This is a genomic window from Agrobacterium tumefaciens, assembly GCF_017726655.1.
Lineage (GTDB): Bacteria > Pseudomonadota > Alphaproteobacteria > Rhizobiales > Rhizobiaceae > Agrobacterium > Agrobacterium tumefaciens_B.
Genome location: NZ_CP072309.1, coordinates 1,398,256 through 1,414,732 on the forward strand (window position 1 = coordinate 1,398,256; position 16,477 = coordinate 1,414,732).

A 16,477-nucleotide genomic window follows, 5' to 3' on the forward strand; every position below is an offset into this window, starting at 1 on the left:
ATCGCCCGGTCCCGTACCGGGCGTTTGGATTCGGGGATTGGATTTTTATGGAACAGGCAGGTTTGGCAGCGGCGACGCACGATGTAAGTCTCTGGGCGCTGTTTATGCAGGCGGGCCTCATCGTGAAGCTCGTAATGATCGGACTGATCGCCGCCTCGGTCTGGACGTGGGCGATCGTCTTCGACAAATATGTGACTTTCGGCAAGGCAAAGCGCCAGTTCGACCAGTTCGAGCAGGTGTTCTGGTCGGGGCAGTCGCTCGAGGAACTCTATCGCACGCTGGCGGAACGTCAGAATGGCGGCCTCGCCGCGATCTTCGTTTCCGCCATGCGCGAATGGAAGAAATCATTCGAGCGCGGCGCGCGTTCGCCCATTGGTTTGCAGATGCGTATCGACCGGGCGATGGATGTGACGATTGCGCGTGAAGGCGAACAATACGAAGCGCGCCTCGGTTCGCTCGCGACCATCGGTTCGGCTGGTCCGTTTATCGGACTTTTCGGCACGGTGGTCGGTATCATGACCTCGTTCCAGGCGATTGCCGGCTCGAAGTCGACCAACCTCGCCGTTGTGGCGCCCGGCATCGCGGAAGCGCTACTGGCAACGGCTATCGGTCTTGTCGCGGCTATTCCCGCGGTTATCGCCTACAACAAGTTTACGGCCGACGCGCACAAGCTTTCTGCGCGTATGGAAGGCTTTGCCGATGAATTCTCCGCGATCCTGTCGCGCCAGATCGACGAAAAACTTCAGACACGGCAGGCCGCCCAATAAGCGGCCACAACTGAAACGCCGTTGAATGATTTGCCGTCGGGCAAAATGGAGTAGATGAAATGGGTATGTCAGCAGGTGGCAGCGGCGGCGGGTCCGGTGGACGCCGTGGTGGGCGCGGCGGGCGGCGCAAAGGCGGCGCGATCAGCGAAATCAACGTGACGCCGCTCGTCGACGTCATGCTCGTGCTGCTTATCATTTTCATGGTCGCTGCGCCGATGATGACGGTGGGCGTGCCGATCGATCTGCCGCAAACCTCAGCCAATGCCTTGAATTCGGACACGCAGCCGATCACGATTTCCGTGAATGCCAATGGTCAGATCCATTTGCAGGAAACTGAAATTCAGGCGGCCGAAGTGGCGGACAAGCTGCAGGCAATCGCCACGACGGGCTACAATGAACGCATTTTCGTGCGCGCGGATTCCGTTGCCGCCTATGGCGTGGTCGCGGATGTGATGGCGCGTATCCAGGCGGCCGGCTTCAAAAATATCGGCCTTGTGACCCAACAGAAACAGGACAATTGACGTAAAGCAATGAAGGGCAGCCTTACCACATCCGCGATCGTGCATGCGTCGCTTCTGGCTTTCGCCCTTGTCTCCCTGGGCTCGCCGGAACCGCTCGACGTGTCGCAGGCTGAGGCCCTGCCGGTGGAGCTGGTGCCGATTGAGGAACTGACTCAGATTCAACAGGGTGACAAGAATGCACCCAAGGCGGAAAAATCCGCACCGGTTCCCACGACTCGTCCGGATATCATCGAAAACGCGCAGAATATTGGCAACAACACCGCCGATATCGAAGCGCCGCCGACGCCGACTGCCAAGCCTAACGATAATATCAGTGCCGCCGCTCCACCCAAGCAGGAGAAGCCCCAGCCGGTTGTCGATACCAAGGCGAACGAGGTGAAGGAAATCGTCAAGGAAGAAACCTCGGCTCCGAAGCCGCAGGAAATAGCCGCCTTGCCGCAAACTAAGCCTGAGATCACACCGCAGCCAAAGAACGAGCCGCCACCGCAGGAAACGAAAGCGGAAGAGCCGCCGCCGCCAACGCAAGAGCCGGCCGAAATCCCCGTGCCGCAGAACGTTCCCCGCCCGAATTCCCGGCCTGAGCCGCCAAAGCCGGAGGAGCCCAAGCAGGCCGAGACGAAGCCCGCCGAGCAGAAACCAGCCGAAAAACCGGCTGAGAAGAAGCCCGATCAGGCCAAGTCTACGGACAAGCCTTCGGATAAGAAACCGGGCGAGAAGAAGCAGGAAACGGCGAAATCCGCTTCATCGAAAGAAAGCGATTTCAACGCTGATGATATTGCCGCGCTGTTGAACAAACAGGCGCCTTCAGGCGGCGGTGCGAAGCGCTCGACGCAGACGGCAGCCCTCGGCGGCAAAAAATCGACCGGCGGTTCGACGCTGAGCCAGACGGAAATGGATGCGCTCCGCGGCGCGATCCAGAAGAACTGGCAGATTATTCCCGGTATGGCGGATGCTTCCGATGTGCGCGTACGGGTCACCATGAAGCTCGATCGTGACGGCACCATTATTGGCCGGCCGGAGATCGAGGCAACCGGCGGTTCTGAAGGAACACGCCGTGCACTTTCCGGCGGAGCGTATCGCGCCATCATGCGTTCTGCTCCGTTCACAAACCTTCCTGCCGAAAAATACGATGCATGGAGCGAAGTCGTCGTGAACTTCGATCCCAGTGAATTGCTATGAATGCTGAAAGGCCTGGCAACATGAAGATATTTTCGCCGATCCGGCTGGTGCTCGCTGTCGCAGCCATCATGTCGGTTTTTTCCGCACCAGCTTTTGCCCGCGTGGAAATCAACATCAACAAGGGTAATGTCGAGCCGCTGCCCATCGCTATCACCGATTTTATGTCGAGCGACGGCATCGGCGCGCAGGTTTCTGCGGTTATCGCTGCTGACCTGCAGCGCTCCGGCCTGTTTTCCCCGGTCAACAAGAATGCGTTCATTGAAAAGATCAGCAACCCGGATCAGCAGCCGCGTTTCGAGGACTGGAAAGTCATCAATGCCCAGGCTCTCGTGACCGGACGCGTCACCCGTGAAAGCGATGGCCGCCTGCGGGCTGAGTTTCGCCTCTGGGACACTTTCGCCGGCCAGCAGATGACCGGCCAGCAGTTCTTCACCCAGCCGGAAAACTGGCGCCGTGTGGCCCACATCATTGCTGACGCTATCTACGAGCGTATCACCGGTGAAAAGGGCTACTTCGATACCCGCGTCGTTTTTGTTTCCGAGAGTGGTCCGAAGACGGCCCGCAAGCGGCAGCTGTCGATCATGGACCAGGACGGTTTCAACGTCCGCAACCTGACTAACTCGAACGACATCGTCCTGACACCGCGTTTTTCGCCGAGCCGCCAGGAGGTCACCTACATGTCCTTTGAAGGCCAGCAGCCGCGCGTTTATCTTCTGCAGCTGGAAACCGGACAGCGTGAAGTCGTTGGCAATTTCCCAGGCATGACGTTCTCGCCGCGCTTCTCGCCTGACGGCCAGAAGGTCATCATGAGCCTTCAGCAGGACGGCAACGCCAATATTTACACTATGGATCTGCGCTCTCGCACCACGACACGCCTGACCAATACGTCGGCGATCGATACGGCTCCGTCCTATTCGCCTGACGGCCAGCGCGTCGCCTTTGAAAGTGACCGTGGTGGCCGCCAGCAGATTTACGTCATGAATGCCGATGGCTCCGGCCAGCAGCGCATTTCCTTCGGCGATGGTTCCTATTCCACGCCGGTATGGTCTCCGCGCGGCGATCTGATTGCCTTTACCAAGCAATCGGGTGGCAAGTTCTCGATCGGTGTCATGAAGACCGACGGTTCGGGAGAACGCATCCTGACGAGCGGTTTCCACAATGAAGGCCCGACATGGGCGCCGAACGGCCGCGTGCTGATGTTCTTCCGTCAGAACGCCGGCGCCGGTGGCCCGCAGCTCTATTCGATCGACCTGACCGGCTATAACGAACAGCTCATCAAGACGCCAACATTCGCTTCGGACCCGGCATGGTCGCCGCTTCTGGACTGATATGACTGCCACGATGGCGCCGGTCTGAACCGGCGCCATCGTGTTTTAATTGATACCATGGGGAACCGTGCCTCTTTCTTGCCGCAAAGTGTTGTGAGGGAGCAAAAAAGTGGGACATTTCCTTTCTGTTAACCATAAGCGTTTGTCGGCCGTTAACCGCGATCAGTTAGTGTCCGGCAACGTTATTGAAATCCTAAGGAGAGACCGGCGATGAGCCGTACACAAACTTCGGCACTCAGCCCCATGCAGAAACTGGCCCGTAACCCGGCTGTCATCGCCATGACGCTCGCACTGGCTCTCGCTGGCTGCGCGAACAAGAAGAACATGCCGAACAGCGCCGGTGAGCTCGGCCTTGGTGGCGCGGGCTCCGCAACGCCGGGATCCCAGCAGGACTTCACGGTCAATGTCGGCGACCGCATCTTCTTCGACACCGACTCCACCTCGATCCGCGCCGACGCGCAGCAGACCCTTCAGCGTCAGGCGCAGTGGTTGGCTCGTTATCCGAAATACGCCATCACTGTTGAAGGTCATGCCGACGAGCGCGGCACGCGCGAATACAACCTTGCGCTCGGTGCCCGCCGTGCCGCAGCCACCCGTGACTTCCTGATCTCTCAGGGCGTGCCGGCAAACCGCATGAAGACGATCTCCTACGGCAAGGAACGTCCGGTCGCTGTCTGCGACGACATCTCCTGCTGGTCGCAGAACCGTCGCGCTGTGACGGTTCTCGGCGGCGCTGGCATGTAATCGTCTGACGTTATTGTGAACGTGAATGAAGGGCGGTCTTCGGGCCGCCTTTTATTTTTTCATAGTTTGGCCGAAGTTAAGTTGCTTTTTCGGTTGATATGGAAAAAATCCGGGTTGCATCATTCCGATGCAAATCAGTTAAGGCAGGACGAATGAGATGAAGAAACTTGTCGTGGCGGGAATGCTGGGGCTTGCAGCCTGCACCGGCTTGAGCGGCACTGCCGTTTCGGGTCCGCTGTTCGGTGCGGGGGGTAGCTTCGGCACGATCAACTCTCAACAGCAGCCCCCGGTCATCCGGGTTCAGGCCAATGAAGCCTATCGCGTTCAGCAGCTTGAAGAGCAGATCCGGCAGCTCAACGGCCGTATCGAAGAAATGAGCTTCCAGCTTCTGCAGATGCAGGAAACCATCCGCAAGGCGCAGGAAGACAATGAATTCCGCTTCCAGGAACTGGAAGGCGGCAAGGGTGCAAGTCCCGCAGCAGCGCCGAAAAAGAAGGCGGAAGCAAGCCCGGTCAGTCCGGCGACACCTCCGACCGACGACGTTGCAACAATCATCGAAACGCCACCCCAGGGTGGCGCTTCCGTTTCTCCGTCTGCTCCCTCCAATGCTCCGACCGCCGCGCCGGGTGAGACGACGCTCGGTTCGATCGAACTCGACTCGAAGGGGATGCCGATCGGTGGTACGCTTAACTCGGGCGCGAACAATTCTTCCGGCAGCCTTCCGGGTGTGACGACGGGCAACACCCCGCGTAAAACGGACCCGGTCAATACCGCGGCGCTGACGAGCGAGGGCGACATTTATCAGGCAGCCTATGGTCATGTGCTGTCCGGTGATTACAAGCTGGCAGAACAGGGCTTCCAGCAGTACCTTCAGGGGTATCCAAAGGGTTCAAAGGCTGCGGATGCCAGCTTCTGGCTGGGTGAAGCGCAATATTCTCAAGGCAAGTTCAACGAAGCTGCCAAGACTTTCCTGAACGGCCACCAGGCTTACGGCAAATCGCCCAAGGCTCCCGAAATGTTGATGAAGCTCGGCATGTCGCTTGCGGCTCTCGACAATACCGAAACGGCCTGCGCGACCCTGCGAGAGGTGCCGAAGCGCTACCCCAACGCGTCGAAGACCGTGCTGAGCAAGGTTGCCAGCGAACAGAAGCGTCTCAGCTGCTGATTTTCCCCTGCGAGGGCGGGTATGTCTATGCCTGATGATGGCACCCAGCCGGAAGCGCCGGTTTCGCCGCTCACCGCGGCACGGTCCTTTGTCGAAAATCTAGGCAAGCCCACCCACATCCTCGTTGCAATCTCCGGCGGCAGCGATTCAACAGGTCTGTTGCTGGCGCTGTGTCAGGTACAGGCGGAAACAGGGCGGGAGCGCCTCCAGCTTTCCGCCGTCACTGTCGATCATGCGTTGAGAGCCGAGTCGGCTTATGAGGCTGAAAGGGTCGCGAAACTTTGCGCTGAGCTTTCAGTTCCCCACATGATCCGCCGATGGGAGGGCGCCAAGCCCGCCTCCGGCATTTCCGAGGCGTCGCGATTGGCCCGCTACCGTCTGGTCGCGGAGGTGTTCCGGCAAACCCGCGCTGATTTTGTGGTGACCGGGCATACGCTGGGCGACCAGCGGGAAACCGTGGCGATGCGTGCCGCCCGCAATGGCGGCAGTGAGGCTGTCGGCCTTTCCGGTATGGCAGATGCGGTTTTATACGAGGGTCAATGCTGGGTCATGCGGCCCTTCCTCCGTTGTGAGAGGCAGGCGATCCGTGACTATGTCCTGTCCCGTGCGCAGACTTGGCTCGACGACCCCAGCAATGAAAACGTACGATATGAACGTGTGCGGGTCCGCAACAGCCTCTCTCGGTCTCCCTCACCAATCGATTTTGAGCTGTCCCTCAAACGACAGGTCCTTGCTCGGAAGACAGCCGCATTTCTGGCGGATCGCGCCCAAATCTTGCATGCGGCACTGGCCAGAATCGCCAATGAAGACGTCGATCCCGATCGCCCGGAGTTTCGCCACGGGCTGGCAGCCCTGATTGCCACTCTGGGCGGCAGAGCGTTTTTCCCGGCTGCACGCAGCATGGAGCGTGTCCTGGTGTTTCTGCGAGAGGGCGACACCGGACGGATGACGGTGGGGCGTGTGCTTCTGGATCGACGGCGCGACGCCCTTTATCTGCTACGCGAGCAACGAAACCTTCCGCAGCTGTTGGTCGGTTCGCAAAAGACAGCGGTTTGGGATGACCGCTTCGCCGTGAAGAATGGATCGCCCGTTTCGGTGCTTGTCAAAGCGGGCAGCGCTGGCGATGCCGCTCGGCTGGTAGCGCCTTTTGCCACGGCGCCATCAAGCGTCCTGAAACAGGCTGTGGCGGGGCTGCCGCAAATTGCCGCAGCTGAGGTTGGTGTGGCGTTGCCGCCTGATGCCGTCAGCATCGCACCGAGACTTGCGCCTTTCGACCTTTTCCTGCCGCGTTTCGACCTCGAACTGGCAAATGCAATCGCTGCTTTATTCGGCCGACCTGCCTATCCACAGCCACCGGTTTAAATCCGGCCTCTTTTTCATGAATTGCCTTGGAAGAGTTTTTACACCAAAACGCATCAGAAAGTGCGCTTTGCCTTGGCAAGGGCATATGTCGTCCTTATGTTAGGGGCACATAATGGCGGGCAGCAGGTTTGTCCGTGTGAGTTCGGGGAGTTCGATGAACCCAAATTTCAGAAATTTCGCCTTGTGGGCCGTGATCGCCCTGTTGCTGATCGCGTTGTTCAGTATGTTCCAGACATCGCCGACGCAGACTGGTTCGCGGGAAATCCCTTATTCCCAGTTCCTTCGTGATGTGGACTCCGGGCGAGTTCGTGACGTGACCGTCACTGGTAACCGGGTTCTCGGAACCTATACTGAAAACGGCACGGCCTTTCAGACCTATTCCCCCGTCATTGACGACAGCCTGATGGAGCGCTTGCAGAGCAAGAACGTCACCATTGTTGCGCGTCCGGAAAGTGACGGCTCCTCCGGCTTCCTGAGCTACCTCGGCACACTTTTGCCGATGTTCCTCATCCTCGGCGTCTGGCTGTTTTTCATGCGGCAAATGCAGGGCGGCTCGCGGGGCGCGATGGGCTTTGGCAAATCCAAGGCAAAGCTGCTGACGGAAGCGCATGGACGCGTCACATTTGACGACGTGGCTGGCGTGGACGAAGCCAAGCAGGATCTTGAGGAAATCGTGGAATTCCTGCGTGACCCGCAGAAGTTTCAGCGCCTTGGCGGCAAGATTCCGCGCGGCGTGCTGCTTGTCGGTCCCCCCGGCACTGGTAAGACGCTTCTTGCGCGCTCCGTCGCGGGTGAGGCAAACGTCCCGTTCTTCACCATTTCAGGCTCGGACTTCGTTGAAATGTTCGTCGGCGTCGGCGCAAGCCGCGTCCGCGACATGTTCGAGCAGGCCAAGAAGAATGCGCCCTGCATCATCTTCATCGATGAAATCGACGCCGTCGGCCGCCATCGTGGTGCCGGCTTGGGTGGCGGTAACGACGAACGCGAACAGACGCTGAACCAGCTTCTCGTCGAGATGGACGGCTTCGAGGCGAATGAGGGCATCATCCTCATCGCGGCGACCAACCGTCCTGACGTTCTGGACCCCGCACTTCTGCGTCCCGGCCGCTTCGACCGTCAGGTTGTCGTGCCGAACCCTGACATCGTCGGGCGTGAACGCATCCTCAAGGTGCATATCCGCAACGTGCCGCTGGCACCGAATGTCGACCTCAAGGTTCTGGCCCGCGGCACTCCCGGTTTTTCTGGTGCGGACTTGATGAACCTCGTCAACGAAGCTGCCCTGATGGCCGCCCGTCGCAACAAGCGCGTGGTTACCATGCAGGAGTTCGAAGACGCCAAGGACAAGATCATGATGGGCGCGGAGCGCCGCTCCTCCGCCATGACCGAGGCCGAAAAGAAGCTGACCGCCTACCATGAAGCCGGTCACGCCATCACCGCGCTGAAAGTTGCCGTTGCCGATCCGTTGCACAAGGCGACGATCATTCCGCGCGGTCGCGCTCTGGGCATGGTGATGCAGCTGCCGGAAGGCGACCGCTATTCCATGAGCTACAAGTGGATGGTATCGCGTCTTGTGATCATGATGGGTGGCCGCGTTGCCGAAGAGCTGACTTTCGGCAAGGAGAACATCACCTCGGGCGCGTCCTCGGACATCGAGCAGGCGACCAAGCTTGCCCGCGCCATGGTCACGCAGTGGGGCTTCTCCGACGCTCTTGGCCAGGTGTCCTACGGTGAAAACCAGCAGGAAGTCTTCCTCGGCCACTCCGTGTCTCAGTCGAAGAATGTTTCTGAAGCCACTGCTCAGACGATCGATACCGAAGTTCGTCGCCTGATCGATGAGGCTTACGCCGAAGCGCGGCGCATCCTGACGGAAAACCACGATGGCTTCGTGGCGATTGCAGAAGGTCTGCTTGAATACGAGACCCTGACGGGCGACGAAATCAAGGCCCTCTTGAAGGGCGAGAAGCCCGCGCGCGATCTGGGCGATGATTCGCCTGGTAGCCGTGGCTCGGCAGTGCCGAAGGCTGGCACCAAGAAGGACGGCCCGAGCGAGGCCAAGGGTGACGGCGAGGCCAAAGGCGACGGTGAGGCGGAGGGTGGCATGGAGCCGCAGCCGCACTGACAGCTCCAGCAGTTTTGCTATTGTCAAAGGCCACCCGGATTTCCAGGTGGCCTTTTTATTCTGGTAACAAGATATAAGCCATTTTTGTGGTAATTTACGTGCTGTTTATTCTCGTTTGTGGCATCTAGCCAAAAACGCTGCCGGTTATTTCCGTCTTTGCCCGGCAAGCCTGAGAGATTTGGAGTTCAAATGGCACGCCGTTATTTCGGAACCGATGGTATCCGCGGACAATCGAACGTCTTTCCGATGACGCCTGATCTGGCGATGCGGGTGGGCATTGCCGTAGGAACGATTTTCCGCCGTGGTCATCATCGCCATCGCGTGGTCATCGGTAAGGATACCCGACTTTCCGGATATATGCTTGAGAATGCGCTGGTCGCGGGCTTTACGGCGGCAGGACTGGACGTGTTTCTGCTCGGGCCGATCCCGACCCCGGCCGTGGCAATGCTGACGCGCTCGCTGCGGGCCGATATCGGTGTGATGATCTCCGCATCCCATAATCCGTTCTCTGACAATGGCATCAAGCTCTTCGGGCCCGACGGCTACAAGCTTTCCGACGAACTGGAACTGGAGATTGAAGACCTCCTCGACAAGGATATTTACGCCCAGCTTGCCAAGCCTTCTGAGATCGGCCGGGCGAAGCGTGTGGATGGCGATATCTATCGCTATATTGAATTCGTCAAACGCACCCTGCCGCGTGACGTCACGCTGAGCGGCCTTCGGATTGCCATCGACTGTGCGAATGGTGCGGCCTACAAGGTAGCGCCTGCCGCTCTGTGGGAGCTTGGTGCCGAGGTTGTCACCATCGGCAACGAGCCGAATGGTATCAACATCAACCTCGAATGTGGCTCCACTCACCCGGAAGCCCTTCAGAAGAAGGTCCACGAGGTGCGGGCCGATATCGGCATTGCGCTCGATGGCGATGCGGATCGCGTTATTATCGTCGACGAACGCGGCGAAATCGTCGACGGCGACCAGTTGATGGCAACGATTGCCGATAGCTGGGCGGCCGACAACATGCTTCGTGGCGGCGGCATCGTTGCAACTGTCATGTCCAATCTTGGCCTTGAGCGATTCCTCGGCGATCAGGGACTGACGCTTGCGCGCACAAAGGTCGGTGACCGGTACGTTGTTGAGCATATGCGCAACCACAATTTCAACGTCGGTGGCGAGCAGTCGGGTCATATCGTGTTGTCGGACTACGGCACGACGGGGGACGGCCTTGTCGCCGCCCTGCAGGTTCTGGCGAAGGTCAAGCGCTCGGGCCGCACTGTCAGCGAGGTCTGCCGCAAGTTCGAGCCTGTGCCGCAGCTTCTGAAGAATGTCCGTATTTCCGGTGGCAAGCCGCTCGAAAATCCTGTGGTGCAGCAGGCCATTGCGGATGCCGAAAGTGCATTGGCCAGTAATGGCCGCCTGGTTATCCGTCCTTCCGGCACCGAGCCGCTCATCCGCGTCATGGCGGAAGGGGACGACAGCGCCAAGGTGGAGCAGATCGTCAATGATCTCGTCGTCGCCATCACCAACGCACGCTCTGCGGCGTAACAGATCTGGATTGAATGTAAAAAGCCGGTCCCGGGGGCCGGCTTTTTCTTTGAGGTTTATCTAATAAACATAGTGAATCATCGTGGTTAATCGGGACTTAACCATTTTACGTCAATCTCCATGACTGAACAGTTCACTGGCATCTGCTGCCGAACCGCACGTGCCTCTTCTGGAGTGGAAGTCATGAAAAACGTCCTGGCCGGATTTCTGGCCGTCCTGCTGACCGGTACAAGCGCCATCGCTGCCGATCTTTATCAAGCCGAGCCCGCACCTGCCTATGTCGATGCCCCCGAGGTGTCCGTCACTCAGGCAAGTGGCTGGTACCTGCGCGGCGACGTCGGTTATTCCTTCAACAAGCTTCGTGGTGCTAATTATTATCAGGGTGGACCTGGTGGCTATCTCGCGGATTTCGAAACCGCGAAAATCAAGGACAGCTACAATATCGGCGCGGGCGTCGGTTACCAGTTCAACAACTATTTCCGCAGCGATCTGACCTTCGACTATATGGGCAAGTCGGACTTCCGTGGCTCTACCCGCGGCTTCTGTGGCAATGGCGCCCCCTGCGTTTCTACCGATCTGGCTGCGTTGCGCGCCTACACGCTGATGGCTAATGCCTATGTCGATCTCGGCACCTATGGTCGCGTCACGCCTTACGTTGGCGGCGGCGTCGGTGCTGCCTACGTTAAGTGGGACAAGCTTCGTAACACCTCCTGCGCGACCGACGGGTCGGGTTACTGCGACGAGACGACGGAGCACGGCGGCAGTGGCAAGTGGCGTTTCGCTTATGCCCTCATGGCTGGCGCGTCGATCGACGTGACCTGTAACCTGAAGGCCGATGTCGGCTATCGTTTCCGCCACATCAACAAGGGCGAAATGTTTGCCTATGAGAACAATGGCGGCCCCGGCCGCGACAAGGGCCTCTATTCGCATGAAGTGCGTCTCGGCGGTCGTTATGTCTTCAACGGCTGCGATACAGCGCAATACATGCCGCCCGCCGATATTCCGCTGCAGCCTGCCGTTTATAAATAAACGTCACGCACCGCTGGTAGTTTCAGACCGTCCGCACCCTTCGGGTTGCGGGCGGTTTTGTTTTACCGGCATCTGACGCCGCGCATGACGCATATTGGCCAAGATTCTTTTGCGCAGCGACATTATCCGCTTGACTGGAACCGGCGACAGGAATAGCAACGGCGTCAGGACACCTCTCCCTAACGAGAGGCGCCTATCTGAAAGGGTAGTTAAATGACAGATCTCGTGAAGCCGGACGTTCGTCCGGGCAATACGCATTTTTCCTCTGGTCCCTGCTCGAAGCGCCCCGGTTGGTCGCTAGATGCTCTCTCCGATGCACCGCTCGGTCGCTCGCATCGCGCCAAGGTTGGCAAAGCCAAGCTGAAGCAGGCCATCGATCTCACCCGTGAAATTCTCAATGTTCCCGCCGATTATCGTATCGGCATCGTTCCTGCATCCGACACCGGCGCTGTTGAAATGGCGCTCTGGTCGCTGCTCGGTGAACGTGGCGTCGATATGCTGGCCTGGGAAAGCTTCGGCGCTGGCTGGGTCACCGACGTTGTCAAGCAGCTGAAGCTGAAGGACGTTCGCAAGTTCGAGGCCGATTATGGCCTGCTGCCGAACCTTGCCGACGTCGATTTCGACCGTGACGTGGTCTTTACATGGAACGGCACGACCTCGGGCGTTCGTGTTCCCAACGCCGATTTCATTCCCGCCGACCGCAAGGGCCTGACCATTTGCGACGCCACATCCGCGGCGTTTGCGCAGGACATGGACTTTGCGAAACTCGACGTCGTCACCTTCTCTTGGCAGAAGGTTCTGGGCGGCGAGGGCGGTCATGGCGTCATCATCCTGTCGCCGCGCGCCGTTGAGCGTCTGCTGAGCTATGCCCCTGCCTGGCCGCTGCCGAAAATCTTCCGCATGGTCTCCGGCGGCAAGCTGATCGAAGGCATCTTTACCGGCGAAACCATCAACACGCCGTCCATGCTCTGCGTTGAAGATTACATTGACGCGCTGCTCTGGGCAAAGAACCTCGGTGGCCTCAACGCGCTGATCGGCCGTGCTGACGCCAATGCCAAGGTTATCTACGACTTCATCGAGAAGAACGACTGGATTGCCAATCTGGCCGTGAAGCCGGAAACCCGCTCCAACACGTCCGTCTGCCTCAAAATCGTTGATCCCGAGGTACAGGCGCTCGATGCGGCCGCGCAGGCAGATTTTGCCAAGGGCATCGTCGCCTTGCTCGAAAAGGAGAATGTCGCCCTCGATATCGGCGCTTACCGTGACGCACCGTCCGGTCTGCGCATCTGGGCCGGCGCGACCATCGAGACGGCGGATATGGAAGCCGTCATGCCCTGGCTCGCCTGGGCGTATGAGACGCAGAAGGCAACGCTTTCCAAGGCTGCCGCCTGATTTTGATACCGGCCCTGTGATGATGCAGGGCCGCGCATTTCCCATTCGCACATTTCCATCCCTTCCTCCAAGGAGCCCGTGAACCATGGCACCTCGCGTACTCGTATCCGACGAACTGTCGGAAACCGCCGTCCAGATTTTCCGTGATCGTGGCGTCGAAGTCGATTTCCAGCCGAAGCTCGGCAAGGACAAGGATAAGCTCGCCGAAATCATCGGCAATTATGATGGTCTCGCCATCCGCTCCGCCACCAAGGCGACCGAAAAGCTGATCGAAGCCGCGACCAATCTTAAGGTCATCGGCCGCGCAGGTATCGGCGTCGACAATGTCGATATTCCCGCCGCCTCGCGCCGCGGTATCATCGTCATGAACACGCCCTTTGGCAACTCCATCACGACGGCGGAACACGCCATCGCTTTGATGTTTGCCGTCGCGCGCCAGCTTCCGGCAGCCGATAGCTCCACGCAGGCCGGCAAGTGGGAAAAGTCGAAGTTCATGGGTGTAGAGATCACCGGCAAGACGCTCGGCGTCATCGGTGCCGGCAATATCGGCTCCATCGTCTGCTCGCGTGCGCTTGGCCTCAAGATGCATGTTCTGGCCTACGACCCCTTCCTTTCGCCGGAGCGCGCGCAGGAGATGGGCGTCACCAAGGTTGAGCTGGACGAGCTCCTGGCGCAGGCCGATTTCATCACCCTGCATGTACCGATGACCGACAAGACGCGCGGCATCCTCAATGCCGAGAACCTTGCCAAGACCAAGAAGGGCGTTCGTATCGTCAACTGCGCCCGTGGCGGTCTGGTGGATGAGGCAGCTCTTGCCGAAGCCATCAAGTCCGGCCATGTCGCTGGTGCCGGTTTTGACGTGTTCGAAGTCGAGCCCGCCACCGAGAGCCCGCTCTTCGGCTTGCCGAACGTCGTCTGCACGCCGCATCTTGGCGCGTCGACCACCGAAGCTCAGGAGAATGTCGCTCTTCAGGTTGCCGAGCAGATGTCGGACTACCTCGTCAAGGGTGCGGTCTCCAACGCCATCAACATGCCGTCGATCACGGCTGATGAAGCACCGCGTCTGAAGCCCTTCATTCGTCTGGCGGATGTTCTCGGTTCTTTCGTTGGTCAGGTGCAGGAAAGCGCAACCAAGGAAATCGAAATCCTTTACGATGGCGCAACCGCCAACATGAACACCAAGGCGTTGACCAGCGCGTTGCTGGCCGGCCTCATTCGCAGCCAGGTTGCGGATGTCAACATGGTTTCGGCGCCTGTCATGATCAAAGAAAAGGGCATCATCCTGTCCGAAGTCAAGCGCGACAAGACCGGCGTTTACGATGGCTACATCAAGCTGACGGTGAAGACGGAAAACCAGATCCGCTCGGTTGCCGGCACGGTGTTTTCGGACGGCAAGCCACGCTTCATCCAGATCAAGAACATCAATATGGACGCCGACGTTGGCGCGCACATGATCTACATCACCAATACGGACGTTCCCGGCATGATCGGCTTCATGGGCACCACACTCGGCGAAGCTGGCGTCAACATCGCGAACTTCCAGCTCGGCCGTGAAAAGGAAGGCGGCGACGCCATCGCCCTGCTTTACGTTGACGGCCCGGTTTCCGAAAAGGTGCTGGACAAGCTGCGCGCCAACCCGGCCATCCGCCAGGTCAAACCGCTGACGTTTAACGTCGACTGATCTATCGTTCCTCCCAAGGGGACAATCGAACCGGTGCGGGGGAAACCCTGTGCCGGTTTTTGTTTTCCAGTTGTCATTATTGCGGCTTTTGCCATCTGGATCGCGCAGCGGTTGCATATCACAAAAAATTTAAGCCGGGCGGTCTAAAAATGATGATCGTGAGTTGCTATATCGGCTGGCGAGATGCCGCTCATGGGAGGGTGGCCAACAGGAGATAACGATGTTTGCTGCCTTTCGGCGCTTCAAGGGTTTGTTTGCAGTCGCCGCGCTTGGTATCGCGGTGTCTTTCGTTGCGGTTGACATGGCAGAGGCGCGCCGCGCCAGCGGCGGATTCGGCAGCCGTGGAACGCGGACCTACTCCGCACCCCCTTCGACCAGCACGGCACCCGGCCAGACCGCGCCGATCAATCGTAGCATGACGCCCAACACCAATCAGGCTGCACCGAGCACGGCTCAGCCTGCCCGTCCAGGCGCCCAGGCTCCGCAGCAGAGCCGCGGCCTGTTTGGCGGCATGATGGGTGGTTTGATGGGCGGCCTGCTCATGGGCGGCCTGTTCGGCATGCTCCTTGGCGGCGGCTTCGGCGGCATGGCTGGCTTCTTCGGCATGTTGTTGCAGGTGGCATTGATTGGCTTGCTCGTCATGCTCGCCATGCGCTTCTTCGCCTCGCGCCGTCAGGGCCAGCCGGCCTATGGTTCTGCAGGCAATTCGCAGCGCGCTGATAACGCGCGCTCCTCCTTCAACGGTGGTCCTCAGTCTGGCTCGGCAGCATCGTCCTTCAAGATCCCGAAAATCGGAGCGCTGGCTGGCACGACCGTCGGCGCGACGACGGCCACGGCGGCGACTGCGGCGGCCAAGCCTGTAGCGCATGCCAACGCCATGTCCGAAGGCGATGAAATCGGGATTACTCAGAGCGATCTCGAAACCTTCCAGAAGATGCTGGAGGATGTTCAGGCCGCCTATGCTGCTGAAGACTACGGCACGTTGCGCAAACTGACGACGCCGGAAGCCATGTCCTATCTCGCCGAGGAACTGAGCGACAACGCGACGAGCGGCGTGAAGAACGACGTGCGTGACGTGACCCTGCTCCAAGGCGATGTTGCCGAGGCATGGCACGAGGAAGGACAGGATTACGCAACCGTTGCGATGCGTTATTCCGCTATTGACGTGATGCGGGATCGCAATTCTGGCAAGGTGATCGAGGGCGATGAGACGCATCCGTCCGAAGCGATCGAGATGTGGACCTTCGTTCGCCGTCCAGGAAATGATAATTGGCAGGTCGCCGCGATTCAGGCCGCCGCCTGATAATTTTTGTTACGCATGATTCGAGAAGCCCGGGGTTCAATTGCTCTGGGCTTTTTCCTGTCGGGAACCGCCGTCCTCACAGGAGAAAGCGCGGCAAAATCTTACGGACGACATCTCGCCGGGCGATTCACGGCCGTTTTTCGTCTCGCGTTGCTATGCAAGGCTTTACACCCTGAAAGCCGAGGCATATCACCCGCGCATGGCTCATTCCTCCACGGAATCGCCTTTTTTCATTCATCGGCCATTCAGTCCCGACATTCTAACCACGCTCTGTACACGCCAATGTGAATTTTCGCGATAGTCCTAAACCGCTTTGGGCAGGGAACTTCAGCAGAAAATCCGCGT

General features: G+C 59.1%; 13 protein-coding genes. All 13 read left to right on the forward strand.

Annotated features, from left to right (window positions below; genetic code table 11):
- Positions 1–47 precede the first annotated feature (47 nt).
- The 13 genes from tolQ to AT6N2_RS20750 all read left to right on the forward strand — a co-directional run bounded on the left by tolQ (position 48) and on the right by AT6N2_RS20750 (position 16,132).
- Positions 48–767, forward strand: a complete 720-nt coding sequence (tolQ, locus tag AT6N2_RS20690) for a protein TolQ (RefSeq protein WP_063950385.1) — start codon at positions 48–50, stop codon at positions 765–767.
- Positions 768–826: 59 nt separating this feature from the next.
- Positions 827–1,288 (forward strand): protein TolR, encoded by a 462-nt coding sequence (gene tolR / locus AT6N2_RS20695; RefSeq protein WP_003506238.1) that lies wholly within the window; start codon positions 827–829, stop codon positions 1,286–1,288.
- A 9-nt stretch (positions 1,289–1,297) separates the two neighbouring features.
- Positions 1,298–2,467 carry a TonB C-terminal domain-containing protein gene (locus AT6N2_RS20700; protein ID WP_209091138.1) on the forward strand — a complete coding sequence of 390 codons (1,170 nt, stop codon included), beginning with the start codon at positions 1,298–1,300 and terminating at the stop codon, positions 2,465–2,467.
- Positions 2,468–2,487: 20 nt separating this feature from the next.
- The gene (gene tolB, locus AT6N2_RS20705) at positions 2,488–3,795 is read left to right on the forward strand and encodes a Tol-Pal system beta propeller repeat protein TolB (RefSeq protein ID WP_063950523.1); all 1,308 of its coding nucleotides are present in this window, start codon (positions 2,488–2,490) and stop codon (positions 3,793–3,795) included.
- A gap of 210 nt (positions 3,796–4,005) precedes the next feature.
- On the forward strand, positions 4,006–4,539 hold the full coding sequence (gene pal, locus AT6N2_RS20710; RefSeq protein WP_063950387.1) for a peptidoglycan-associated lipoprotein Pal: 534 nt from the start codon (positions 4,006–4,008) through the stop codon (positions 4,537–4,539).
- A 157-nt stretch (positions 4,540–4,696) separates the two neighbouring features.
- Positions 4,697–5,704 (forward strand): tol-pal system protein YbgF, encoded by a 1,008-nt coding sequence (ybgF, locus tag AT6N2_RS20715; RefSeq protein ID WP_186376769.1) that lies wholly within the window; start codon positions 4,697–4,699, stop codon positions 5,702–5,704.
- Between the two features lie 27 nt (positions 5,705–5,731).
- The gene (gene tilS, locus AT6N2_RS20720; RefSeq protein WP_209091940.1) at positions 5,732–7,066 is read left to right on the forward strand and encodes a tRNA lysidine(34) synthetase TilS; all 1,335 of its coding nucleotides are present in this window, start codon (positions 5,732–5,734) and stop codon (positions 7,064–7,066) included.
- Between the two features lie 154 nt (positions 7,067–7,220).
- Positions 7,221–9,185 (forward strand): ATP-dependent zinc metalloprotease FtsH, encoded by a 1,965-nt coding sequence (gene ftsH / locus AT6N2_RS20725; protein ID WP_110758059.1) that lies wholly within the window; start codon positions 7,221–7,223, stop codon positions 9,183–9,185.
- A 189-nt stretch (positions 9,186–9,374) separates the two neighbouring features.
- The gene (gene glmM / locus AT6N2_RS20730; RefSeq protein WP_209091139.1) at positions 9,375–10,727 is read left to right on the forward strand and encodes a phosphoglucosamine mutase; all 1,353 of its coding nucleotides are present in this window, start codon (positions 9,375–9,377) and stop codon (positions 10,725–10,727) included.
- Between the two features lie 183 nt (positions 10,728–10,910).
- On the forward strand, positions 10,911–11,756 hold the full coding sequence (locus AT6N2_RS20735) for an outer membrane protein (protein WP_063950392.1): 846 nt from the start codon (positions 10,911–10,913) through the stop codon (positions 11,754–11,756).
- Positions 11,757–11,969: 213 nt separating this feature from the next.
- Positions 11,970–13,148: a phosphoserine transaminase gene (locus AT6N2_RS20740; protein ID WP_209091140.1), complete on the forward strand. Its 1,179-nt coding sequence runs from the start codon at positions 11,970–11,972 to the stop codon at positions 13,146–13,148.
- A gap of 85 nt (positions 13,149–13,233) precedes the next feature.
- Entirely contained in the window at positions 13,234–14,829 is a 1,596-nt protein-coding gene (gene serA / locus AT6N2_RS20745) for a phosphoglycerate dehydrogenase (RefSeq protein ID WP_063950394.1), read from the forward strand.
- A gap of 220 nt (positions 14,830–15,049) precedes the next feature.
- A complete protein-coding gene (locus AT6N2_RS20750) occupies positions 15,050–16,132 on the forward strand; it encodes a Tim44 domain-containing protein (protein WP_209091142.1) in 1,083 nt (360 codons plus the stop codon).
- Positions 16,133–16,477 lie beyond the last annotated feature (345 nt).